Below are 22,337 nucleotides of genomic sequence, written 5' to 3' on the forward strand. Positions count from 1 at the left end.
CGAACTGGATTAGTAGCGGTTGCGCACCGCCAAACCAATCAGCACGCCGACGCCCAGTGCGCCTGCCACAGCCAGGGCAGGGTTCTTTTTCACGAAATCCTCGCTCTGGCCCGCCAGATCACTGACGGCTTCAGATGCGGACTTGGCGCCGTCGCTGGCAATCTCGCGGACGGCCTGTGCGTTGCGCACTGCCATGTCCTCAAGCTGCTCACCAACCTCTTTCACCTTCTCGGCGATCGGTTGTGTCTCCTCGGCTTCGTTCCCCCCGGCGCGGCGCGCTGCGGGTGATTTTTTAGTCTCAGTCTGTGTCTGGGTCGCGGCCATGATGAAATCTCCTTTCCCCATCTCAACGTGCAGAATGCGGCGAAGGTTCCATGGAACTATCGCCGCGCGACCTGAGTTGGGCAGGTATCACAGCGCAACACGATATGAAGGAGGCGGCCATGCTTTATTGGGCATTGTTATTCTTTGTCGTCGCAGTCATCGCTGGCCTGTTTGGCTTTGGCGGGGTTGCGTCGGCCTCTGCGGGGATCGCCCAGATCCTGTTCTTTGTATTCCTCATCCTGTTTGCCATCGCGATGGTGGTTCGGGTGATCAAGGGCAGGTGACATGCAGAGATCAGATCCTGACCTGATACGGGCGGAGGAGCTGACTTCCGCCCGTTTCCCATGCTGAGGTCCACGCGGCGCGGCGTATGGATGCGGCGTCCTGGCGGATCCGTACCGCAGTTAGAAAAGATGGAACCTCCGCCAGCTGCACACGTTGGGTCAGCGATAACAACACAGACAAAGGAGACGATAAGATGAGCGAAGCGCTCTCAGTTGTGCCCAGCCGTGATGATGTTGCCACTGGTGTCCGCGACACATCCGTGATCGCCAGCGGCATTGCCGATGTGCTGGCTGACACCTACCGCCTGGTCTTCAAGACCCACGCCTATCACTGGAACGTCGAAGGTCCGGCGTTTTACTCGGTCCATAAGCTGACCGAAGAGCAATACGAGAACATGTTTGCCGCCGCTGACGATCTGGCTGAGCGGATTCGGGCCTTGGGCCATCTGGCGCCGTCCAGCCTTGCCGATATCGTGAGCCGCTCGAAGCTGGAGGACAAACCCGGCGGGTTGACGGCAGCGGAAATGGTCGAAGATCTTGCGCACAGCCACGAACGTGTGGCGCACCGGCTGCACGCACTGGCTGAGCTGGCTGGCGATCGCAAAGACATCGTGACCGAAGATCTGGCCACCGCGCGTTCAGCATTTCATGAACAGGCGGCTTGGATGCTGCGTGCCATTGCAAAAGGGTAACACCGCCCGGACTGGCCGCTGACAGCCTGTCACCTTTCCGTAAATACTCAAAAAAATAGCCGCCTGATTTCAGGCGGCTATCACAAATAAAGCGTTGGTCGTTGATTAGGCTTTGAGCGTCTCAGTCGAAGAGAAGAACATCGCCTGGCTGACAGCTGAACGGACCTGATCCTCAGTATAGGGCTTGGAGATCAGGAACGCAGGCTCTGGTCCCTCACCGGTCAGCAGCCGTTCGGGGAAGGCGGTGATGAAGATGACCGGACAGTCGAAATGCGCCGCCAGGATCTTGTTCACTGCGTCGATGCCGCTGGAGTTATCCGCTAGCTGGATGTCTGACAGGATCAGATCGGGGGTTTCCTGCTGCGCGAGTTTCAGCGCGGCATCCTCGGTGCGGGCGATGCCCGTGACGCGATGACCCATGTCCGACACGATCCCTTCAAGATCCATGGAGATGATGGCCTCATCCTCAATGATCATGATCCGGCCGGAGGTGGATTTTGACATTTCCTGATAGGCAATCTTGACCAGCTCTCCCGCTTCTGCGGCGCTGATGTCCATGATTTGTCCCACTTCGGCACTGCTGAAATCTTCAATTGTGTGCAGCAGCAACGCTTCGCGGGTGTTGGGGGTGAGCCTGCGCAAATGCTTCTGCGCTTGGGTCTCCAGCCCGCTGTCCGGCTCATCCAGTTCCACCGGGGCGCCGCTGGAGCTCCAGATGACGTGGAAGGCGCGAAAGAGGGCCACCTTGGCTTTCAGCTCCGGCTCAAAACGATCAGGCTCGGCCAAGATCGCCTCCAGAGTGGCAAGGGCATAGGTGTCACCGCTGGTCTGGCTGCCTGTCAGTGCACGGGCGTAACGACGCAAAAATGGCAGGTTAGACCCAATCTGATTAGCAAGAACTTCTCCCGTCGGGGCGGTCATTTGATATGTCCCTTTTTTTCTGAATACATATGGAACCATACGCTCGGTACCTGCGTTTGGTTCCAGAGCCTACGTAAAAAATTATAGTTGGATCGTATGGAAAAGCACAAGGCAACAGACAAACGCAGCGATGCGGTCGAACAAGAGATTGATAGCAATCTCAAGAGGGCCTTTGAAACACTGGCCTCGGAACCCATTCCGGATCGTTTCGCCAATCTGCTGGATCAGCTGAAGGCAAAAGGTGTGGATCAGGAAAAAAAATCAGGTAACAACGCGGGTGACATCAATGAGTGACCCGAGAGACGAGCTGGTCGACCACCTCGGTGCCATGCGCGCCTTTGCCATCAGCCTAACCCGCAACACGGCGATGGCCGATGATCTGGTACAGGACACATTGGTCAAGGCTTGGACCAATATCGAGAAATTCGAGGAAGGCTCCAACATGCGGGCCTGGCTCTTCACGATCCTGCGCAACACCTATTATTCCCTGCGCCGCAAGCGTCGCCGTGAGGTTGAGGACGCCGATGGTGCCCTTTCTGAACAGCTGTCACAGAAACCCGACCACGACGGTCGCCTCAACATGCGCGATTTCAACGCGGCCTTTGAACAGCTGAACGATGAGCAGCGCGAGGCACTGGTGCTGGTTGGTGCAGGCGGTTTCTCCTATGAGGAAGCGGCGGAAACCTGCGGCGTCAAGGTCGGCACGATCAAGAGCCGCGTCAATCGCGGGCGTGCGCGTCTGGCAGAGCTGATGAACCTTGACGAAGATGAGCCGATGGAGCTGACGGATACCGTCACTGCTGGCATCGTATCGCAGCAAAGCGTGGCGTAACATGACGTTGGGGCGGGCACTGGTCGCACGGCCTGTTTGTCAGGCTCGCTGCTCTCATGACCTTGGCCTTGTTGCCGCTGGGCATGATTGCCATCTATCAGACCTATTCGGTGATAGAGGAGGCGGCCAGATTGTCGCGCGTCGCCATTCTGGCGCGCGCGGAACATGCAGCCCTGGCAGAGCGTGAATTTCTGCAGCGCACCAATGGCGCTGCGGAGGCGCTTAGCGCGGTCGCCCTCCCTCTCAGCGACCGACCCGAGGCCTGTAATGCGGTGATGGCGTCGTTTGTGGCGGAGACTGCGGCTTATTCCTTCGCGGGCCTATTTCGACCTGATGGGCAGCCAGTCTGCAGTTCGGGCGGGAGGCAGGCCAGCATCGCCGACACACCGATCTTTCAACGCGCGCTGTCCCGTCGCGCGCCATCTTATGGCGTTGGCCGTAATCTTGACGGCAGCGATGGGTTTGAGCTGTCCCTCACTCGCCCGATCGAAAAGGCGGGCCGGGTGATTGGCTATCTTGTTCTGGCGATTCCAAACCGGCTGACCAGCAGTTTCTTCACCGATGACTGGAAACTGGAGGGGATCCGCTTCGCCACGATCAATGAGGAGGGCGACGTTCTGTCTGCGTCTGAACCTCTGTCCGAGGCCGGGTGGATCTTGCCACAAACATCGCTGCGCAAGGATCTTATGGCGCGATCCGGTGAGACTTTTTTCGCGGTGTCAAACGCGGGGGAAGAACGTTTCTTTGCAGTGAGTGATATTATTCCGGGGCAGATCGCGGTTGTGGGCAGCTGGTCGGCTGCGCAGGCCAAGATGGCCACCGGCGCGGGCGGATGGGTCTTCACGCTGGCCTTTCCGGTGTTGATGTGGCTGGCGGGTATGGTTGTCGGGGTTTTTGGCCTGCACCGTCTGGTCATCCGTCACCTCAGCGATCTGCGAACGGCAATGCGGCGCTATGCCTTGGGTGAGCGTGAACAGGCGCAACTGGAATTGACCAACCCACCACGTGAATTCGCCGAGGCGCAACAGTCCTTCAACCGGATGGTGCTGATCCTCAGCAAGGCGGAGGAGCGCCGTGAAATCGATCTGCGCGAGAAAACAATTCTCCTGCGCGAGATCCATCACCGGGTGAAGAACAATCTCCAACTGATCGCCTCCATCATGAATATGCAGGCCCGCTCTGCGCGTTCAGATGAGGCACGTACAGTGCTGGCGCAGCTCCAGCGTCGGGTGCGTGGACTGGCGGCGATCCACCGCTCCCTGAACACAAACCCAGACGTCACAACCGTCGATGCGGCTGAACTGGTCACCGCCTTGGCAAAGGAAGTCGCGGCCATGTCGCTTGGGTCTGACGCAGCTGTGTCTATTGAAACCAAACTGGAGACGGTTCCCCTCAATCAGGATGATGCGGTAAACCTCTCCATGCTGGTTGCTGAGGCGCTAACCAATGCGGTCAGATATGCGGGTGAGGCTGAGGACGGACGGCGCGTGGTTCAGGTCTTTTTCACAGGGCAAGAAGACGGTATGTGCCGTCTTGCAATCCACAATACGTTGGATCCGCGATCCAGAGTGGCACACGAAGATCGCCATTTTACCAGTGGGCTCGGCGCGCGGCTAATCAAGGCCTTTGTCGCCCAGTTGAACGGTGATGCGAAGGTTACGGAAACTGAGACCGAGTTTACTTACGAGGTTGTCTTCCCGCGTAGTGATGATACCGCAGCAGCGGCGATTGCGGAACAAAAGGGTGCTAATGACAATGCGGACCTCCGACATACCGGATGACGCGGGCGATCCAGAGGTTTTTGAGGTTCTGGTGACGGCGGCGCAGGCGTGGCCTGCGTTTGAGCGCGCAGTACTGGGCGCGAAAAAAGAAGTGCGTGCCAGTTTTCGTATTTTCGATTTCTCAACCGCTTTGCTCAGCCCCGAAGCCTGTGCCATTGGCGAGACCTGGGCCGACCTGGTTGAACACGTGGTGGCACGGGGTGTCGATTTTCATCTGGTGATCAGCGATTTTGATCCGGTCATGGGACCGGAGCTGCATCAGAAGACCAAGCGCAGTGTGGCTCAAGCGCAGTCTATCGCCGCGCGGCTGGCCCGTCGTGCCACCGATATTCCGGTCGGAGATCTCCAGGTCGAGGGGGCGATGCATCCTGCGCGTGCGGGCCTTCTGCCGCGCCTTGCCTTTGGTCCTTTCGTCAAGATGAAGAAGATGCAGGACTCCAGCCACGGCCAGTCCTCCCCGTCGGAGGATGCCCCAGGCGATGAGGTCCTCCCGGAGGTCCGCCCTGTCACCCATCACCAGAAACTGGCGGTGATTGATGAGCGTCTTCTGTATGTCGGTGGGCTGGATCTGAATGACCGGCGCCGCGACACGCTGAAACATGATCTGCCATCGCAGGAGACCTGGGCGGATGTACAACTTCTGGTCAGCGGTCCCGAGGCGCGGGAGGCTGCACATTACCTGCGTCATTTCCAGCGCTATGTCGCCGGAAAAGAAACACCGCCAGAAGGACAGCTCATTCGGCGTACGATCTCCGCGCCGCGCCGCTTTGGGTTCTGGGCGGTATCCCCCCGTACGGTCTTGCGCGAGATCGAAGAGGATTATCTGGCCGCTTTCGAACGGGCAGAACGTCTGATCTATCTGGAGACCCAGTTCCTGCGGTCCAGCGTGCTGGCTGATGGGCTGGCCGCTGCCGCCAAACGCAACCCGGATCTCTCGCTGATATTGGTTCTGCCAGCGCTGCCAGATGATGTGGCGTTTGAGGGCAATCGCGATCTGGATGCGCGTTATGGCATGGCGTTGCAGGGGCAGGCTCTGGAGACGGTGCAGACGGCCTTTGGCGCGCGTGCCACAATCGCAAGCCCGGTGCAGCCATTTTTGGCGGAGCGTGAAGCGCCATCGGTTCTGGCAGGTTCACCCGTGATCTATGTGCACAGCAAGGTTTTGATTGCAGATGACAACTTTGCGATGATCGGGTCCGCCAACATGAATGGGCGATCCATGCGCTGGGACACGGAGGTGGCGCTTCGGATCACGGAAAAGCAGCGCGTCGCCAAAGCCTGGCAGGCGATGTGTGCCCATTGGTGGCACCAAGGCCAGATGCCTCCGGAGGCGCGCGCGGTTGAGACTGCGGCGGATTGGTGGCAGCGTGAGATACAGCGCAATGGCGTTCGCTTGCCACAGAGTCGCAGCGGATTTCTGGTGCCCCATGATCCGCAGAAGATGGCGGATTTGCAGCAATCGCTGCCGGGGGCGACCGAAGATGTTGTGTGACCGCAGAGACTGAGCTTAGCGCCCCCTGCTGGGAAACCAGCTCAGCCGGTTGGGTTTTCTTCGCCCTGTAATCTGCGCGCCTCCGCTGAAGAGCGCAGCAACTGCCCGATCCAGAGCAGCACCGGCAGGGCGACAATTGCGCCCACCGGGCCCCAAATCCACAGTCCGAACACAATGGCAAGAAACACCACCAACGGGCTCAGATGCAGTTGATGACCAACAAAGGCGGGCGTCACGAATTGTGCCTCAATCAGGTTGAGCGCCAAAAACAGCGCCGAGCGGCATCAGCGCTGCAGCACCGCCCAGTTGCGTCATCCCAACAAAGGTCAGCCCTGCGATCATCATCAGCGGGCCAAGGTAGAGAATGAAGTTCAGCAACATCGCCGCAAGCCCCCAGATCAACGCGCTGTTGATCCCAAGCGTCGCAAGACCAATTGCGGTGGTGACGCCCAATCCTGCATTGACCAGCGTCACAGCAGCAAAATACCGCGCGACCTCATGTTCCGCACGGTAGAGCCGTTTGCCCAACGATCCGGCCGCCGCGTAGATATCGGTTCGCGTCAGCACGAAAAAGAACAGCGTTCCGATGAAGATGAACACCTGCGCGCCAAAGTTCGGCGCCACCCACAGCGCATCCATCAACGTTGGAAACCCACTTGTGACGTCTGTTTCGGTAGCGCCCGTGCCGACCGTTTGCTCGATCTCTTGGCTGATGGCTTCTATCCCGCGCAGCAGGCCGGACATCATGTAGATCCAGCTTTTTATCTCCTGTTTGATCTTTGGCAGATCCTCGACCACGCCGGAGATCAGCGGTTCCAGTGACAGGAACAGCAGTACGATAACGGCGCAAGAAAACAGCAACAGGCTGGCCGCAACGATCACGCGTGCAACACCAATCCCCTGCAATCGGTCCGCCAGCGGAGAAACGACGATCCCGACGACTATCGCGAAGACAACGGGCGCAAGAACGGGTTTTGCGAAGAAAAGCGCAAGGCCAAGGGCAAGGGCTGTCAGGATGAGCAGCATGATACGTGCGGCCCGGTCAGAGAGCATGGAATTCAACATCGCAAAGGCCTTGTTCAAAGAAAACCCCTCCGGCATCGTCAGTGCGGAGGGGAATTGTGAGCTCAGTCGAGTGAGGCACGCAGGGCGTCACGCCCTTTGCTGACCTGATGGTGTAGGGCTGTTTCGCCCTTGTCGGCAAGACTGCGCATCTCCTGTTGCAGAATGTCGCGGGCCTCTGCCATCAACGCATCGCGCTTCTCGCCGAGGAGCGCATCTTCCTGCCGGGTCTGCGGCAGCAACGCCGCAGCTATCGCACCAAGGCCGAAGGCCAGCCCGCTTACCACCAGCGGCTGGGCCGCTATGCCCTCCTGCGAGGCCCGGCTAAGCTTGGCGGCGCGGCGCTCAAGGTCTTCCTGAATGTGGAGCGCGGACATGCGCGCCTTGCGGACCTGTTTGCGGGCTTTGGGCGGCAGTTTGTCCAACCCGTGATCCAAGGCGGCGCGCAGGCGTTTGGCACTTGGACCTTTGCTCGCGACTGACTGCACTGTTGGTGTCACAGGCGTCTGGACAGGGGCGCTGGATTGCGGCCGCGCGGGGGCGTCGCGGCGCTGACCAGCGCCGGACATCAGCAGCGCAATGCCGGTGCCAACCAAGGCCAGTGCCGCCGGGTTGGCCCGCGCGGTTGACCACAATTGCTGCGAGATTTCGCCGCCATAGTGCGATGCAGTCGCCGAGACCTGCGTTGCGATGCGATCAGGCGATAGGCTAACGGCCAGTGTATCAAGGGATTTGGACAGGGCCACGCGGTCGCGGGCCACTTCACTCTCAAGGTCGGTCAGATCAGATGTCTCAGGCATGACGGGTGGTCTCCTTCAGGGTCTTCAGGTCGCGCTGGACGTTGCGCAGGCTGCGATCGGGCATCAGGGCGGACGGGGACAGGCGGTTGACGCCCAGCATGACCAGACCAACCGCCAGCGCGATCAGCGGTCCACCAACAATCAGCGCGGCGGTGCCGACGCTCAGGCCCAGAGCAGCGATTGCTGCGACCAGAGCGGCGGCCAGCACATGCAGGCCCACAATGGCCAGTACGGCGCCGACCGCGATCATCGCAAGCGCCACGCCCGCGCGGGAGAGGTTGCGGGACATCTCTGCCCGGATCAGACGCACCTCATCCTGCATCAGCTGGGACATCTGCTTCAGCACGGTCACCATAATGCCCGGCGCCTCGGACGGGCTGGCTGCTGTATTCTGCTCTTCCATCAGGACACCCTCCGCGTGGCGCCTGGGGCAGATCCGTGACCGGTCTCGCGCGCCGTTGCACCGTGGTCAGAGTTGGCGTCGCTGGTCGGATAGACGTGGTTTGCCTCGTAGCTACCCCATGGGTCATCGGCGGTGTCGTCTGCGACAGAGGTGGTGTGGCCTGCATCCGGGGCCGTGGACTTCAGAAACCGGGTCGCGGCAAAGCCAAGCAGCGCGGCCCCGCCAAGAAATAGCATCGGGTTCTTACGGGCGAAATCGCCGGTATCGCGGAGCACCTTGTCGAGATCGGCAGTCCGGACCTTGTCGGCAAATTGTTCCAGGCCCTGCGCAAGTTGCTGGGCAGCTTCGGCTTGCAGCGATCCCGGCGGCAGTTCGGATGCTGCGGCATCTGCGGCGCGGGCCACTGTGGCGGCCTCACCGGCGGCCTGCGCCTGAGCCTCCTCAGCGCGGGCGCGCGCTTCACTTCGTAGCGTATCCTGCGCCTGTTCAGCCAGTTCGCTGGCGTGGTGTTTGGCCCGCTCAATGGGGCGCGGGGTGGTGCTGTGATCAGTCATTTGCCTCTCCTGTTCTGTCTGGATGGCTCATGCTCTCAACGCCGATTGTGGCGGTTGGTTCCCGATCCTCTGCTCAGTTTACGGGTGCGGTCAGGCAACCGGCAGAAGATGCGGCTCAGAGTGCCAGCGCTTGTGCGCACAGCAAAATTTCCGGGAACCAAGCCGATATCGGCACGTTGGTTAGGCGACGACACCGCAACAGCAGGAGCACGCTATGAATCAGGACCAGATCAAAGGCAATTGGGCGACCCTGAAAGGGAAATTCCACGAAGCCTATGGTGAGTTGACGGATGACGAAGTGGAGCAGGCCAAGGGTGACCGCGAGCAGCTGGTCGGCCTGTTGCAAACCAAATACGGCAAAGCCCGCGAAGAAGCGGAGCGCGAATTGGACAAATTCTTCGCCTCTGTCTGACCGGCCCCCGTATCGACCGAAGCAGTTGCAGACAGCAGCACAGGGAACGGGCTGAAGCCCGTCCCCGGCACAAGCCCGAAGACAGGCGCGAGCATAGAAATAAAAGGATTTTACCCGTGGCACGACAGACCGAGACAAAAGACGACGCGATTTCTCAACTCTGGCACCAACTGGAAAAACGCCGCACCTCCATGCTGGCGGTGCGCGACAGCGACCAGCACCCGCAGCCGATGACTCATTTCGCCGATGCTGAGAACGGCGCGATCTGGTTCATCAGCTCATCCGACAGCGATCTGGTCAAGGCAACCGGCCTTGGCGCTGACGCGCAGCTGACCTTTGTGTCGGATGGTCAGGACTATCACGCCAGCGTACGCGGCCCGATTGAGGTCACCAACGACCCTGATAAGCTGGACGAGCTGTGGAGCTTTGCAGTCGGTGCCTGGTTCGAGAAGGGGCGCGATGATCCAAAGGTCACGCTATTGAGAATGACCCCGCGGGAGGCGGCGGTCTGGGCCTCGCAGGGCAACGCGGTTCTGGTCGGTCTGAAACTGCTGCGCGCGAGCATGAGTGAGACCGAGGGCCACCCGGACGTCGGCGTACACCACGTGCTTCAGCTCAATACCTGAGGTCGTTGTGGGCCTCCCGAACATGCAAAACAAACAGCGCCGTCTCGCAAAAGACGGCGCTGTTTTTGTATCATCGAAATACAGCGCAGCGGCTAGCGCGCGCGCGGACCAAAAAGCAGCCAGCAGATGAACCCAAATATGGGCAAGATCAGAACAAAGACCACCCAGATGACCTTTTTGCCCGTGCTGGCGTTGGATCCGACAATTGATACGATTGCCCAGATCGATAGCAGCAGGACAATAAGCCCGCCAATTCCAGCATATTCTACCATCTATCACGTCTCCTGATTGGAAGGGGTTAGAGACCGCGCAGCGCGGGCCTGACCGTGTCAGCCGTTGCGCAAAGCCTTAATCAGTTCGTCTTTGCTCATGGTCGAACGCCCCTCAACCTCAAGCTCGCGGGCACGCTCCATCAACTCATCCTTGGTCCAATCCTCATATGGGGGCGCTTTGCCGCCTTTTTCAGAGGGGGCCATATTGTCGTTGGCCTGGGCATTGGCGATCGCTGCGGCCTTGGACTTGCTATAGCCCTTGTCGCGCAGGGCATCATAGGTGCTGTCATTCTTAATGGAGGGGCTGTGGGTTTTTGCCATGGGATGCTCCTTTGTCTCTGGGGCAACGCAGAGACATCAGCGATTGTTCCGCAGAAACATCGGCCCACACGGTTGCGTTGTGCGAAGTTTATTCCGCTTTCTGACCCTCACTCAGCAGATCGCCACCGCCGTCGGGGGCGTTGCGTTCACGGGTGGCGGCCTCCTCATTGGCGTCTTCAACCCGCGCGGGATCAGCGGCTGCCGGAAGGGGGGTCTCTGCCGCAGCTGGTGCAGGTTGCGGCGACAGATCGGCGGCGTCACCACGCGGCTGATCGGTGATCGGCAACAGGCTGGCCGCTGCATTGGCATCCACGCGCAGGCGGTAGATCGGCTCCGGCAGGCCAAATCCGTTGCTCTCCAGGGCGGTCTTGGCGGTGCGGATCGCCTCGCCGCGCGCTTTCAGGAAGCTGCTGCGGGTCTGGTCCACCCAGCCGGTGAAGGTCAAGATCACGTTGGAATCGCCCACTTCCTTGACCCAGGCCCCGACCGACGGATCGCGCAGCACAAAGGGCAGCGATTGCAGTGCGTCGACTGCCGTCGATAGGGCCGCCGCCAGATCGGCGTCCGCATCCACCCCCAGCTCAAACTCAAACCGCCGGTTGGCGTCCCGTGTATAGTTCACAATCCGGCCCTTAAATACGGTCGCATTGGGGATGCGGATATGGTTGCCCTCCGGTGAGATCAGAATGGTTGCACGCGAGGTCAGCCGGGCCACAGTGCCCATATCGCCAGCGATCTCTACAAAATCATTCGGTCGGAAGGGTTGCCGCAGGCTCAGCAGGATTGAGGCGATGAAATTCTCTACCGTGTCGCGCACCGCAAAACCAACCGCGAGACCTGCCACACCTGCAGCCCCCAGAACCGCACCCAGCAACGCGGTTGCGTTGAGGATATCCAATGCTACCACCAGACCCAGAATGATGAAGGCGATGCGAGCAACGGCGCTGTAGACCTCTGCTATAAAGGAATTGGGCGCCAGACGCTGCCAGATCCGCAGCCGGGTGGTGACCAGCCAACCAAAGGCGGAGATCATCACGAAGACCAGCATCGCAACAAAGAAGATCGGCGCATTGGCAATGATATTGCGGGTCCGCTCTTTCAGTCTTGAAAACGCAGAGTCCAGCCGCTCGTCCAGCCGACCGTTGACCAGGGTCTGGTTCTCAATCGCCACGACGCCGTCAATCCGCTCAATCATGGTGGTAAGCTGGGTCTGGCGCGCATTATCCAGCACCTCGCCCGCAAGGGTCACCACACCATTGGAGACTGAGACACCGACCTTATCAAACCCGTCGATTTCCCCCAGAAGTTCGACGATCCGGCGGCGGATCTGCGAATCCGGAGCCGCTTTGCCGTCCAGTTGGATGGCACTGTCGGTCTGAACCGGTTCGCTGCTGGTCTGGGCCGTCGCCAGAACCGGCATCAGCAAGGATATCACCAGGGTTGCTACCACCAAACCGTGCAACAGCATCTGCAGTGCGCGCTGGGGGCAGGGGATGCATGCCATGGTAGGGCGCGCGCCCAATACAGCGATGACTGGGGGGCGGGCAGGGCAGTCTGGCATGGGCATCCTCGGTCTGGGGCGCAGATGTAAAAGTTCGGCAGCGGATCGAAATCAAAGCGGACTGCCGCACCGCAATGGTTCTGTGACTTCAGGGCTAGGTCAACCGCAGACGGGCGTCGATGTCACGACAAAATTCGCAGGCTCTACCTCAAATACAAAAAACACCCCGCCAGAACGGATCTGACGGGGTGCTCGGGCGCAGTTGGTTTACTGCGCTTCCTGAGATTCTTCGGTAATGGCATCGCCAAGATCTGAGACGTCGCGGCCGAACCCTTCGGTGGTTTCGCAAGCGGCCAGACCGGCCAGAGCAATAGCAGCAATGAAAAGTCGCATATCAATTTCCTTTCGTTTCGCGGCGCTGGGGCCGTTTCCAATCCGGAATGTCTCCCGGTCTTATGCGCGCCAGTCTGCGACCAGCGGAAGGGTGGGGCGCGGGCAAATGCCCGGTCGCGGCCCCGGTTGCCCCCAATCAGCTGGGGCCTGCCCCGTCTCATCACGGGGTTGCGCTGTGCTAACGCCTCGCATCAGGAAACGGTTCCCGCAGACGTTGCGGGTTCCTTGAAAAACTGCGGCCGAGTGGTGGGCTGGAGGTTGGCACAATGGCTTGGTTCGGCGGGTTGCGGCGCGGACACGACGGAACCACGGCGGCTTGAACACGTTTTGCCCGTGTATCGGACGCGCGCCGCCAACAGGAGCCTGCACAGAATGACCGCCGAAAACCAACCCGTTGCCGAAATGATCGACGCCACAACAGAGCTGCTTGAGGAAGACAGCATCAGCGTTGCGGACGTTGTGGAGGATCTGGGCCACTCATCGATGTCGGCGACCCTGCTGCTCCCTGCAATGGCGGTCGTGTCCCCTCTCAGCGGGGTGCCGCTATTCTCCACAATCTGCGGGATGTTGATCTTCCTGATTGCGGGTCAGATGGCATTGGGACGCGATCATCTTTGGTTGCCGGATTGGCTTCGCAGGCAGCGGGTCTCCTCTGACCGTGCGCGAAAGGTTCTGGGGCCGATGCGCCGCATGGCGCGGTTTCTGGACCGTCACACGGAGGCCCGCGTCAAGATTTTGCTGCGGCAGCCTTTTCTGACAATCCCACGGGTCATCTGCGCGCTCTGCGGGCTGGCAATGCCCTTTCTGGAACTGGTGCCGTTCAGTTCCTCCACACTGGGGATTGTCGTCAGCAGCCTCGCCGTTGCGATGTTGACCCGCGACGGGTTGGTGATGCTGGTGGCCCTGCTGTTGCTGGCGACGGCGGCGGTCGGCCTGCCGTATCTGCTGCTCTGATGTCAGGTCATCCGGGCCGTTGATGACGTCGCCGCACCTGTGCCGGGCGGCCTGGGATGGACAGAGCCGCATCACCGCGCGCGCTTCGGCTGATCACCTTGCCGCGTGAAATCACCGCAAGGCGCGCAGGCCGCAGACGCAGCGCCTCGGTCGGAGTGGCGGCATCCAGCACCACCAGCGATGCACGGTCACCTTTCTTCAGCCCATAGCCCTCCAGCCCCATGATGGCGGCATTGCTGTCGGTCACCATGGTGAAGCAATGGGCCATCTCATTCGGGTGGGTCATCTGCGCCACATGCATCCCCATGAAGGCCACATCCAGCATGTCCCCGGTGCCTAGGCTGTACCAGGGATCCAGCACGCAGTCCTGCCCCCAGCCCACCGTGACACCTGCCTCCAGCAGTTCCTTCACCCGCGTCAACCCGCGTCGTTTGGGGAAACTGTCGTGCCGTCCCTGCAACACGATATTGATCAGCGGATTGGGAATGGCCGGAATCTCAGCCTCAGCGATCAGCGGCAGCAGCTTGGAGACGTAGTAATTGTCCATCGAATGCATGGAGGTGAGGTGACTGCCTGCAACGCGTCCCTGTAACCCGTGTCGCAGGGTTTCCTGCGCCAGGGTCTCAATATGACGCGAGTGGGGGTCATCGGTCTCGTCGCAGTGGATATCAACCTGCAAACCCCGATCCGCCGCGATCTTGCAAAGGTCACGCAAAGAGTCCGCGCCGTCCTGCATGCTGCGTTCGAAATGTGGGATGCCACCGACCACATCGACCCCCATATCCAGCGCGCGGATCAGGTTTTTGCGCCCGTTTTCAGCGCGATAGAGCCCATCCTGTGGGAAGGCGACCAACTGCAGGTCGATATACTCCTTCACGGCCTCGCGCACCTCCAGCATCGCGGTCACGCCCCGCAGGTGGTCGGGGGTGGTATCGACATGGGTGCGGATCGCCAGCAACCCCATGCTGGCCGCCCAGTCGCAATAGGTCAACGCGCGGCTGACCATATCCTCAACACTGGCCTCCTCGCGCAGCTCCCCCCAGAGACTGATCCCCTCCAGGAGCGTGCCGGAGGCGTTGACCCGTGGCAGCCCGTAGGACAACGTCGCATCCATATGGAAATGCGGATCGACAAAGGGCGGCGCGACCAGATCGCCGCTCGCCTCGATGGTCTCTCCGGCTGTCGCGTCAATGGAGGGCGCCACCTCGGTGATGGTGTCACCGGTGATGCCGATATCCGCGATAGAGCCATCGGGCAGGGTGCCGCCCTTGATCAACAGGTCCAACATCATCTTTCTCCCTTGTTGAATGGCACCATCAGCGCGGCAGGCACCTCGGCGCGGCGCGACATCAGGATCAGCGCCAATATCGACAGAATATAGGGCAGCATCAGGAACAGCTGATAGGGCACCACCGCGCCGATCCCAGTTTGTTGCAGGCGGATCTGCAGCGCATCAAAGGCTGCAAAAAGGATCGCCCCCAGCACCGCCTTGCCCGGCCGCCACGCGCCAAAAACCACCAGCGCAATGCAAATCCAGCCGCGCCCATTCACCATATCGAAGAAAAAACTGTCAAAGGCAGAGAGCGTCAGGAACGCGCCGCCCACCGCCATAAACCCGCTGCCGACCACCACCGCGCCCATGCGGATCGCGGTCACCGACAGCCCCTGCGCGGCCACTGCCGACGGGTTCTCGCCTGCGGCCCGCACAGCAAGGCCCAGCGGCGTGCGATACAGCGTATAGGCGCACAGCCCGGCCAGCACAAAGGCGGCATAGGTCAGTGGTGTCTGGGAAAACAGCGCCGGGCCAAGTAGTGGCAGATCCGCCAGAAACGGGATTTCATAGGGTTGGAAGGCGTCGATCTTGGGCGGCGATGACACCTCCGGCAGCACCACGCGGTAGGTGTAGAAGGTCAGGGAGGTGGCCAGAAGTGTCAGCCCGATGCCCACCACATGCTGCGACAGCCCAAAAGGCACGCTGAGCGTGGCATGTAGCAGGCCAAAACCCATGCCGGTCAGCAGCGCCACACCAACCCCGCCCCAGAGCGGCAGTCCGGCCCAGACGGCAATCCAACCGGAGAAGGCGCCAGCCACCATGATCCCCTCAATCCCAAGGTTCAGCACCCCGGCGCGTTCGCAGATCAGCTCTCCCAATGTGGCGAAAATCAGCGGGGAGGCGATGCGGATGGCGGCGGCCCAGAAGCTGGCGGAAAACAGGATTTCGAGAATGTCCATCTCAGTCCCTCCGCAGCCGGAATTTGCTCAGAAGGATCGCCAGCACCATCAGCAGCAGAGCAGAGGCCAGCATGATATCGGCCAGATAACTCGGCACCCCGGCAGCCCGGCTCATACTGTCCGCACCGACAAAAATCGCCGCAACAAACAGCGCTGCAAAAACAACTCCTATGGGATGCAGCAGCGCCAGCATTGCAACAACGATGCCCGTGTAGCCAAAACCGGGGCTGAGATCGAGCGTCAGCGCCCCTTTCAGACCCGCCACCTCGGAATAGCCCGCCAACCCGGCCAGCCCCCCTGATAGCAGCGCGGTTTTCAGGATCACCCGCGTCACTGGAATACCCGCAAATCGAGCGGCCTCGGCGTTCTGGCCAACTGCGCGCATCTCATAGCCCAGGGTTGTGCGGGTATTGATCACCCAGATCGCGACCGCCGAAATCAGCGCCAGCGCAAACCCCCAGTGCAGCCGCAGACCGTCCACCACTCGGGGTAGCCGTGCGTCGGGGCTGAGCCGGGGGGATTTCGGCCAGCCCATCCCCATCGGATCCTTCAGCGGTCCTTCCAGCAGGTAGGAGACAAACAGTAGAAAAATGAAGTTGAACAAAAGCGTGGTGACCACCTCATCCACCCCCAGCCGCGTTTTCAGCAGCGCAGGCCCCAGCAATAGCGCCGCCCCGGCGACCATCGCGGCCAGACCCAGAAGCGGCAGTAGCAGCGGGGCAGGCAGGGATAGCGCGCCGGTGCCCAGCACAACTGTGATCACCGCCCCGGCATAAAGCTGCGCCTCAGCGCCGATATTCCACAGCTTGGCGCGAAAGGCGACGGCAATGGCGAGGCCGGTAAAAATCAGCGGCGTTGCCCGGTTCAGCGTCTCAAGGAGCGCAAATTTCGACCCGAACGCGCCGGTCAGGATCAGGCCAAAGATCGACAGCGGCTCTCCGCCCGCGATCTGCGCCAGCAGCGCGGCAATGGCAAAGGTCGCCAACAGCGCCAGCGCAGGCGGCATCAGCCGCCGCGGCCAGCTTGGCGCGGCAATCGGTTCAAGCCGCATGGCCATCCTCCGTCTGTGGCGTATCAAAGCCATGACCGGCCATCCAAGCCCCCAGGTCTTCTGGCTGTTTAGAGCCTCGGGCAAACCCGGGGCTTAGACGCCCTTCGCTGATCACATGGATCACATCAGAAAGCTGCATGATTTCATCCAGATCCTCGGATATCAGCAGAACCGCCGCACCCCGGGCGCAGGCTTTGGCCAGCTGTTCATGCACATAGGTAACCGCGCCAATATCCAGCCCGCGCACCGGCTGATTGGCGAGGATGATCTGCGGGGCCTGCTCCAGCACGCGGCCAAGGATCAGCTTCTGCATATTGCCACCGGACAGCAGCCGAATGCGGGTGTCCGGGCCGGGGCAGCGGACATCATAGCCCGCGATCACGGTCTTGGCGAAGTCACGCGCGGCCCGCCAGTCAAGCCAGCCCCGGTGGCTGAAACGGGTGGCGTAGGTTTCAAGGATTGCATTCTCCGTCAGATCGAAATCCGCGATTGTCCCGGTTTTGTGACGATCTTCGGGAATGCGGGCGATACCGGCGGTGATGGCTTTGCGTGGTGTCCAGTTGGCAATATCGCCGCCATTCAGGACCAAGCTGCCAGTTTGCGGCGAGATCAGGCCTGAGACCAGGTCAGACAGCGCCGCCTGTCCATTGCCGGAAACCCCGGCCAGCCCTGTGATTTGCCCTGCCGCCAGATCCAGCGAGACCCGCTGCAATCCGGGGGCTGCGCCGATGGTGGGGGTGGTGACGTCGCGCAACTGCAACAGGGCAGGGCCGGGTGTGTTGGCGACAAATTTCGCGGGCACCACATCGGCCCCGACCATCAGCGCAGCCAGTTCGTCACTGTCAGTGTCAGCGGACAGTCGTTCGGCCACCAGTCTGCCATGGCGCAGCACCAGAACCCGATCTGAAATCGCCATCACCTCATGTAGTTTATGCGAGATGAAGATCACGGACAGCCCCAAGCTGATCGCTTCGCGCAGGGTCGCAAACAGCGCGTCGGCCTCCTGCGGCGTCAGAACCGCCGTCGGCTCATCCAGGATGAGGATCCGGGCGTCCCGGTAGAGCGCCTTCAGGATCTCAACCCTCTGACGCTCGCCAACGGTGAGCCGCGAAACCTTTGCGTTGGGATCGACCTTCAGGTGAAACTGCTCGGCCAGCGCGCGAATGCGGGCCTTGGCTAAGCCCTGCCCGCAGGCCGAAACCCAACAGCGGCTCCACACCAAGGGTGATGTTTTCCCAGACTGTCAGATTGTCCGCCAGCGTGAAATGTTGATGCACCATGCCGACGCCGCCATCTAGCGCTGCGCGCGGCGCACCGGGCGGCAGGGGGGCGCCAAACAGCTCCACGCCGCCGCCATCCGCCGTGTACTGACCAAACAGAATGTTCATCAGCGTGGTCTTGCCCGCCCCGTTTTCCCCAAGCAAGGCAATGACTTCGCCCGGAAACAGATCAAAGCTCACGTCATCGTTTGCGGTGACATTGCCAAAGCGTTTGGTGATGTTCTGCAGGCGCAACACCGGGGCGTTGCCCGGTGCCGCCGCCATTTTATCCGACGCCATGCGCGGCCCCCTGTCAGGAGGACGCAGGCTCAGCGTCGTTGATTTCCACCTCGTAGGAGCCATCCTTGATGGCCGCCGTGCGGCTGGCGATCAGGTCCAGTGCCTTTGGGGGGATCTTACCTTCAAAGGTGCCAAATGGGGCCAGCGAGGCGCCACCCTCCTTCATGAAGGAATAGACGCCATAGTCCGCCGCGGTGAAGCTGCCGTCACGCACCTTGGCAATTGCGGCATCTAACGTTGGCTCAAAATGCCACAGGGCCGAGGCCGCCACCGTGTCGGGGTAGTCGCCCTGTGTGTCGATTACATTGCCGATGGCCAGAACGCCCTTTTCCTTGGCTGCATCCGACACCCCGAAGCGTTCCGCATAAAGCATGTCGGCGCCGTTCTCGATCATCGCAAAGGCGGTTTCTTTGGCCTTTGGCGGATCAAACCAGCTGCCGATGAAGGAGACCTGGAATGTGATATCGGGATTCATCTCCCGCGCACCCGCCATAAAGGCGTGCATCAAGCGGTTCACCTCAGGGATGGGAAAGCCGCCGACCATGCCGATATTGCCGCTCTCGGACATAGCACCAGCCACGATACCCGACAGGTAGGACGCATCCTGAATATAATTGTCGAACACTGCCAGATTGGGCAGGGCGGGATCTTCCTTGAAAGAGCTTCCCATCAGGAAGGCCACATGGGGGTAATCTGCGGCCACTTCGCGGGCCTCGGCCTCAACGCCAAAAATCTCACCGATGATCAGTTTGTGGCCCTGTTCGGCATACTCCCGCATCACGCGCGGGTAATCGGTGTTCGAGGTGTTCTCGGAGAACGTATAGGTGATGTCACCGCGATTCTTTGCTGCGAGGGCGGCAACGTGGATGCGGCTGACCCACTGTTGCTCGACGGGCACCGTGTAAATGCTCAGCAACCTTGATCGGTTCTGCGGCCTGTGCCTGCCCAGCCAGCGAGGGTCCGAGCCCAACGGTCAGCGCGCCAGCGGCACAGCTGAGCAGAAATTGGCGGCGCGACATCCGCGCGCGGGTCTTGGTCGATGTCATGTCATTTCCCCCTGTCGATGGCCCTGCGATGTTGCAGGCTCTTTCGGAACGTCGCCGGTCAAGCCCGCGTGGTATCGACGCTAGGGGCTCGGTCGTGAGCCCGGCAATACGCGCCATATGTTCCGCAGGGGAAACTATAGGGGGGCGCTTCTCTTTTCGGCAAGGACGAATTCAAATATCAAAATTTGTGCGTTATTTGAACGGCTTGCTAGGGGTGGATTGCTGGCAGCGGAGGTCCGTCTCAGGGTGCATTGCCATGCCAAGGCCGGACCGATATCCCTGATGCAGACCCGCCCTCCGGCGTGGCCGTCACCGAACGAGGAACATATGACACAGATCGAACGCAGCCATACCGGCCCCCGCATGAGCCAGATCGTCAAACATGGCGAGACCATTTATCTGGCCGGTCAGGTCGGCACCGCAGGCGCCAGCGTTGCTCAGCAGACGCAGGATTGCCTCGACAAGATCGACACGCTGCTGGCCGAGGCAGGCAGCGACAAATCCCGCATGCTGCAATGTACGATCTGGCTCTCGGATATGGCCAACTTCGCAGCGATGAACGAGGTGTGGGACGCTTGGGTGCCTGAGGGCGCGGCCCCGGCACGGGCCTGCGGTGAAGCCAAGCTGGCACGGCCCGAACTGCTGGTCGAGATGATCGTGGTGGCTGCTGTCTGACGTCCTCAGCTGCAGAAGGCCCCCGGGATATGCGCGGGGGTCTTAATCGTCTGTTGTGGCGGCAGGCTTAGCGCCGCCGCAGCAGCCAGATGAAGAACACACCGCCAACCAGTCCGGTGACTAGCCCGATCGGCATATCCTCCGGGGCCATCAGAGTGCGGGCGGCAATATCGGCGGCGACCAAGAACAGCCCGCCAAACAGCGCCGAGACCGGCAGCACCCGGCGATGATCACCGCCGACGACTAGCCGGGCCACATGTGGCACGATCAACCCGACAAAGCCGATCATGCCGGAAAACGCGACCATCACCCCGGTGATCAGCGCACCGACGCAGAAAGTCATCAGGCGAAACCGTGCCACCGGGATGCCCAGCGTCGTGGCCGTCTCGTCCCCGACCGTCATCGCGTTCAGATCGCCGGAGCGGGACCAGAGCCAGCCGCCGCAGAGCACCAGCACTACCAGAGGATAGGCCAGATGATTCCACTGAGCGAGGCCAAGCCCCCCCAGCATCCAGAAGACCACCGTATGCGTGGCGCGCGGATCGCCTAGGAAAATCAGCACATTGGCCCCTGCCATAACGACAAAGGACACCGCTACACCCACCAGCACCAGCCGGTCTGCGGTGGTCGCCTCGGCAAAGCGGGAAACAGCCAACACCAGCGCCGTGGCCGCAAGGGCGCCGACAAACGCCAGCAGAGGCACCGTCAGCAGCCCCAGAAACAATCCGGTATGCAGCAGCGCCAGAATCGCACCAAAGGCGCCGCATGCGGAGATGCCCAGCAGATGCGGATCGGCCAGCGGGTTGCGGGTCACCGCCTGCAGGCTGGCCCCCACCATGGCAAGCCCGGCGCCGACCATCATCGCCAGCAGGGCGCGTGGAAACCGGATGTCCCAGACAATCGCTGCCTGTCCCTTGCTCCAGCTCACATCAAATACACCGTCTGCCGCAAGCGCTGATCCGTGTGTCAGCTTGTGGGCGACGATACCCCAGACGGAGGTCAGCGGAATGCCAACCGCGCCCACAGAAACGGCAATCGATAGGGTCAGGGCCGTCAGAACGGCCCCGCCCAGAATCCAGGCCAGCCGCCCGCGCAGGCGCCGCCGGGCGCGCGCGCTGAGGCGCGGCTCAGATGCGGGATGTGCGTGGGCGGTAGGCATATCAGTTGCTTACCGCATCCGTGCGCGCCGCGTCAAAGCTGGTGGCCAACGTCTTGATCGCGCGGATGTTGCGCGGGCCAGGCGTGGCTTCGACGTACTCAAGGGTTACAAAACGGTCGTTCTTCACCGCGTCGATCTCTGCAAAGGCCGGGTTGCTCCGCATGAAGGCACGCTTCTCTTCAGCCGTGACCGACCCGTAGTTCACGATGACGATCACCTCGGGATTGCGCTCCACCACGGCCTCCCAAGTCACGGTGGCCCAGCTTTTCTCCAGATCATCCATGATGTTGCTGCCGCCTACCGCCTCGATCAGCGCGGTGGGCATGGCGTATTTGCCTGCGGTGAACGGCGTGTCCTCGCCGCTGTCATAGACAAAGATGCGCAGCGGGTCGCTGGCCTCGGCACGATCCTTGGCAAAGGCTGCCAACTCGTCCTTGTACCCCGCAACCAATGCCTCGGCGGTGTCTTCAACGGCAAAGATCCGCCCGAGGTTCAGCAGGTCATTATACATGTCATCCATGCTGACCTTGGCCTTCTCGCCGATGTGAATGCAGCTTTCGGTCAGCTCATAGACCTTGATGTCAAACGGGGCGAGGGTTTCTGGCGTGACTTCTCCGCCCACCTTCATGCCGTAGTTCCAGCTAGGCAAAGAAGAAATCCGCATCGGCGCCGATCAGCACCTCCTTTGAGGGGTATTTCGCCGACAGCTCCGGCAATTCCGCAACGCCTGCGCGCATCACCGGATCCAATGTCTTCCAGCCGGAAATCCCGGTGTAGCCCACCATCCGGTCGGCCAACCCCAGCGCCAGCATCATCTCGGTTAGATTAACGTCATTGGAGATGGCACGTTGCGGCGGGGCATCAAATGTCACGCTGCGGTTGCAGCTCTCTACCGTGGTCTCTGCCTGCGCCATCGGGGCGAGGGAGACGGCCATAACACCGGCGGCGAGCAGCTGCGTCACTGTGGGAAAACGGGCAGTCATAGTCAGGG

At 61.0% G+C, this 22,337-nt stretch carries 26 protein-coding genes and 3 pseudogenes; 10 read left to right on the forward strand and 19 right to left on the reverse strand.

Annotation, left to right across the window (positions count from 1 at the left end; genetic code table 11):
- Nucleotides 1-9: 9 nt before the first annotated feature.
- A complete protein-coding gene (locus L0Z65_RS00785; protein ID WP_405109865.1) occupies nucleotides 10-324 on the reverse strand; it encodes a hypothetical protein in 315 nt (104 codons plus the stop codon).
- Nucleotides 325-443: 119 nt separating this feature from the next.
- Between L0Z65_RS00785 and L0Z65_RS00790 the strand changes: the two genes are divergently transcribed.
- Nucleotides 444-608 carry a DUF1328 domain-containing protein gene (locus L0Z65_RS00790; protein ID WP_014875610.1) on the forward strand — a complete coding sequence of 55 codons (165 nt, stop codon included), beginning with the start codon at nucleotides 444-446 and terminating at the stop codon, nucleotides 606-608.
- Between the two features lie 194 nt (nucleotides 609-802).
- Entirely contained in the window at nucleotides 803-1,300 is a 498-nt protein-coding gene (locus L0Z65_RS00795; protein ID WP_014875609.1) for a Dps family protein, read from the forward strand.
- Between the two features lie 105 nt (nucleotides 1,301-1,405).
- Here L0Z65_RS00795 and L0Z65_RS00800 read toward each other — a convergent pair whose 3' ends face one another.
- The gene (locus tag L0Z65_RS00800; protein WP_014880914.1) at nucleotides 1,406-2,221 is read right to left on the reverse strand and encodes a response regulator; all 816 of its coding nucleotides are present in this window, start codon (nucleotides 2,219-2,221) and stop codon (nucleotides 1,406-1,408) included.
- A gap of 96 nt (nucleotides 2,222-2,317) precedes the next feature.
- On the opposite strand from L0Z65_RS00800, the gene L0Z65_RS00805 reads away from it, so the two are divergent.
- Genes L0Z65_RS00805 through L0Z65_RS00820 form a run of 4 tightly spaced genes read left to right on the forward strand, consistent with a single transcriptional unit; the run spans nucleotide 2,318 to nucleotide 6,326 of the window.
- Complete coding sequence (locus L0Z65_RS00805) at nucleotides 2,318-2,515, forward strand: NepR family anti-sigma factor (RefSeq protein ID WP_405109870.1); 198 nt, start codon at nucleotides 2,318-2,320, stop codon at nucleotides 2,513-2,515.
- Nucleotides 2,508-3,053, forward strand: a complete 546-nt coding sequence (locus L0Z65_RS00810; RefSeq protein WP_405109873.1) for an RNA polymerase sigma factor — start codon at nucleotides 2,508-2,510, stop codon at nucleotides 3,051-3,053. Before L0Z65_RS00805 ends, L0Z65_RS00810 begins: the two co-directional genes overlap by 8 nt.
- 56 nt (nucleotides 3,054-3,109) lie before the next feature.
- A complete protein-coding gene (locus L0Z65_RS00815; RefSeq protein WP_405109876.1) occupies nucleotides 3,110-4,834 on the forward strand; it encodes a sensor histidine kinase in 1,725 nt (574 codons plus the stop codon).
- Nucleotides 4,809-6,326 carry a phospholipase D-like domain-containing protein gene (locus L0Z65_RS00820; protein WP_102896434.1) on the forward strand — a complete coding sequence of 506 codons (1,518 nt, stop codon included), beginning with the start codon at nucleotides 4,809-4,811 and terminating at the stop codon, nucleotides 6,324-6,326. The genes L0Z65_RS00815 and L0Z65_RS00820 overlap by 26 nt, the downstream gene beginning before the upstream one ends.
- 41 nt (nucleotides 6,327-6,367) lie before the next feature.
- On the opposite strand, the gene L0Z65_RS00825 is transcribed toward L0Z65_RS00820, so the two are convergent.
- Genes L0Z65_RS00825 through L0Z65_RS00845 form a run of 5 tightly spaced genes read right to left on the reverse strand, consistent with a single transcriptional unit; the run spans nucleotide 6,368 to nucleotide 9,145 of the window.
- Nucleotides 6,368-6,592: an AI-2E family transporter gene (locus L0Z65_RS00825; protein WP_405109879.1), complete on the reverse strand. Its 225-nt coding sequence runs from the start codon at nucleotides 6,590-6,592 to the stop codon at nucleotides 6,368-6,370.
- Nucleotides 6,573-7,409: an AI-2E family transporter gene (locus tag L0Z65_RS00830; protein WP_405109882.1), complete on the reverse strand. Its 837-nt coding sequence runs from the start codon at nucleotides 7,407-7,409 to the stop codon at nucleotides 6,573-6,575. The genes L0Z65_RS00825 and L0Z65_RS00830 overlap by 20 nt, the downstream gene beginning before the upstream one ends.
- Nucleotides 7,410-7,453: 44 nt before the next feature.
- Nucleotides 7,454-8,188, reverse strand: coding sequence for a hypothetical protein (locus tag L0Z65_RS00835; RefSeq protein WP_405109885.1), 735 nt, complete (start codon nucleotides 8,186-8,188; stop codon nucleotides 7,454-7,456).
- Complete coding sequence (locus L0Z65_RS00840; RefSeq protein ID WP_102896437.1) at nucleotides 8,181-8,591, reverse strand: phage holin family protein; 411 nt, start codon at nucleotides 8,589-8,591, stop codon at nucleotides 8,181-8,183. Before L0Z65_RS00840 ends, L0Z65_RS00835 begins: the two co-directional genes overlap by 8 nt.
- Nucleotides 8,591-9,145, reverse strand: a complete 555-nt coding sequence (locus tag L0Z65_RS00845) for a hypothetical protein (RefSeq protein ID WP_405109888.1) — start codon at nucleotides 9,143-9,145, stop codon at nucleotides 8,591-8,593. The genes L0Z65_RS00840 and L0Z65_RS00845 overlap by 1 nt, the downstream gene beginning before the upstream one ends.
- 214 nt (nucleotides 9,146-9,359) lie before the next feature.
- Between L0Z65_RS00845 and L0Z65_RS00850 the strand changes: the two genes are divergently transcribed.
- Together L0Z65_RS00850 and L0Z65_RS00855 are read left to right on the forward strand one after the other, a co-directional pair.
- Entirely contained in the window at nucleotides 9,360-9,557 is a 198-nt protein-coding gene (locus tag L0Z65_RS00850; RefSeq protein ID WP_014875600.1) for a CsbD family protein, read from the forward strand.
- A 116-nt stretch (nucleotides 9,558-9,673) separates the two neighbouring features.
- A complete protein-coding gene (locus L0Z65_RS00855; RefSeq protein WP_027246379.1) occupies nucleotides 9,674-10,183 on the forward strand; it encodes a pyridoxamine 5'-phosphate oxidase family protein in 510 nt (169 codons plus the stop codon).
- A 92-nt stretch (nucleotides 10,184-10,275) separates the two neighbouring features.
- Here the strand turns inward: L0Z65_RS00855 and L0Z65_RS00860 are convergent, their stop codons facing one another.
- The 4 genes from L0Z65_RS00860 to L0Z65_RS00875 all read right to left on the reverse strand — a co-directional run bounded on the left by L0Z65_RS00860 (nucleotide 10,276) and on the right by L0Z65_RS00875 (nucleotide 12,670).
- Nucleotides 10,276-10,455, reverse strand: a complete 180-nt coding sequence (locus tag L0Z65_RS00860; RefSeq protein ID WP_027246380.1) for a PLDc N-terminal domain-containing protein — start codon at nucleotides 10,453-10,455, stop codon at nucleotides 10,276-10,278.
- Between the two features lie 57 nt (nucleotides 10,456-10,512).
- A complete protein-coding gene (locus L0Z65_RS00865) occupies nucleotides 10,513-10,776 on the reverse strand; it encodes a Rho termination factor N-terminal domain-containing protein (RefSeq protein WP_405109893.1) in 264 nt (87 codons plus the stop codon).
- A gap of 88 nt (nucleotides 10,777-10,864) precedes the next feature.
- Nucleotides 10,865-12,211, reverse strand: a complete 1,347-nt coding sequence (locus tag L0Z65_RS00870; protein WP_405109896.1) for a mechanosensitive ion channel family protein — start codon at nucleotides 12,209-12,211, stop codon at nucleotides 10,865-10,867.
- Nucleotides 12,212-12,544: 333 nt separating this feature from the next.
- Entirely contained in the window at nucleotides 12,545-12,670 is a 126-nt protein-coding gene (locus L0Z65_RS00875; protein WP_405109899.1) for an entericidin A/B family lipoprotein, read from the reverse strand.
- A 372-nt stretch (nucleotides 12,671-13,042) separates the two neighbouring features.
- Between L0Z65_RS00875 and L0Z65_RS00880 the strand changes: the two genes are divergently transcribed.
- The gene (locus L0Z65_RS00880) at nucleotides 13,043-13,624 is read left to right on the forward strand and encodes an exopolysaccharide biosynthesis protein (protein WP_405109902.1); all 582 of its coding nucleotides are present in this window, start codon (nucleotides 13,043-13,045) and stop codon (nucleotides 13,622-13,624) included.
- 7 nt (nucleotides 13,625-13,631) lie between these two features.
- Here the strand turns inward: L0Z65_RS00880 and L0Z65_RS00885 are convergent, their stop codons facing one another.
- The 6 genes and pseudogenes from L0Z65_RS00885 to L0Z65_RS00910 form a co-directional block, all read right to left on the reverse strand.
- On the reverse strand, nucleotides 13,632-14,912 hold the full coding sequence (locus L0Z65_RS00885) for an amidohydrolase family protein (protein WP_405109905.1): 1,281 nt from the start codon (nucleotides 14,910-14,912) through the stop codon (nucleotides 13,632-13,634).
- Entirely contained in the window at nucleotides 14,912-15,856 is a 945-nt protein-coding gene (locus L0Z65_RS00890) for an ABC transporter permease (RefSeq protein ID WP_102896444.1), read from the reverse strand. The genes L0Z65_RS00885 and L0Z65_RS00890 overlap by 1 nt, the downstream gene beginning before the upstream one ends.
- A gap of 1 nt (nucleotide 15,857) precedes the next feature.
- Nucleotides 15,858-16,907, reverse strand: coding sequence for an ABC transporter permease (locus L0Z65_RS00895; protein WP_405109909.1), 1,050 nt, complete (start codon nucleotides 16,905-16,907; stop codon nucleotides 15,858-15,860).
- Nucleotides 16,897-17,823, reverse strand: coding sequence for an ATP-binding cassette domain-containing protein (locus tag L0Z65_RS00900; RefSeq protein WP_405112419.1), 927 nt, complete (start codon nucleotides 17,821-17,823; stop codon nucleotides 16,897-16,899). The genes L0Z65_RS00895 and L0Z65_RS00900 overlap by 11 nt, the downstream gene beginning before the upstream one ends.
- Nucleotides 17,824-17,985: 162 nt before the next feature.
- Nucleotides 17,986-18,529, reverse strand: a pseudogene (locus L0Z65_RS00905) (ATP-binding cassette domain-containing protein); the annotation flags it as partial.
- A pseudogene (locus L0Z65_RS00910) lies at nucleotides 18,480-19,512 on the reverse strand (BMP family ABC transporter substrate-binding protein). The pseudogenes L0Z65_RS00905 and L0Z65_RS00910, both read right to left, overlap by 50 nt.
- 327 nt (nucleotides 19,513-19,839) lie before the next feature.
- On the opposite strand from L0Z65_RS00910, the gene L0Z65_RS00915 reads away from it, so the two are divergent.
- Nucleotides 19,840-20,187 (forward strand): RidA family protein, encoded by a 348-nt coding sequence (locus tag L0Z65_RS00915; protein WP_405109912.1) that lies wholly within the window; start codon nucleotides 19,840-19,842, stop codon nucleotides 20,185-20,187.
- 67 nt (nucleotides 20,188-20,254) lie between these two features.
- Here L0Z65_RS00915 and L0Z65_RS00920 read toward each other — a convergent pair whose 3' ends face one another.
- Entirely contained in the window at nucleotides 20,255-21,346 is a 1,092-nt protein-coding gene (locus L0Z65_RS00920; RefSeq protein ID WP_405109916.1) for a FecCD family ABC transporter permease, read from the reverse strand.
- 1 nt (nucleotide 21,347) lies between these two features.
- Nucleotides 21,348-22,329, reverse strand: a pseudogene (locus L0Z65_RS00925) (ABC transporter substrate-binding protein).
- Nucleotides 22,330-22,337 lie beyond the last annotated feature (8 nt).

The organism is Phaeobacter sp. BS52 (assembly GCF_045040595.1).
Lineage (GTDB): Bacteria > Pseudomonadota > Alphaproteobacteria > Rhodobacterales > Rhodobacteraceae > Phaeobacter > Phaeobacter piscinae.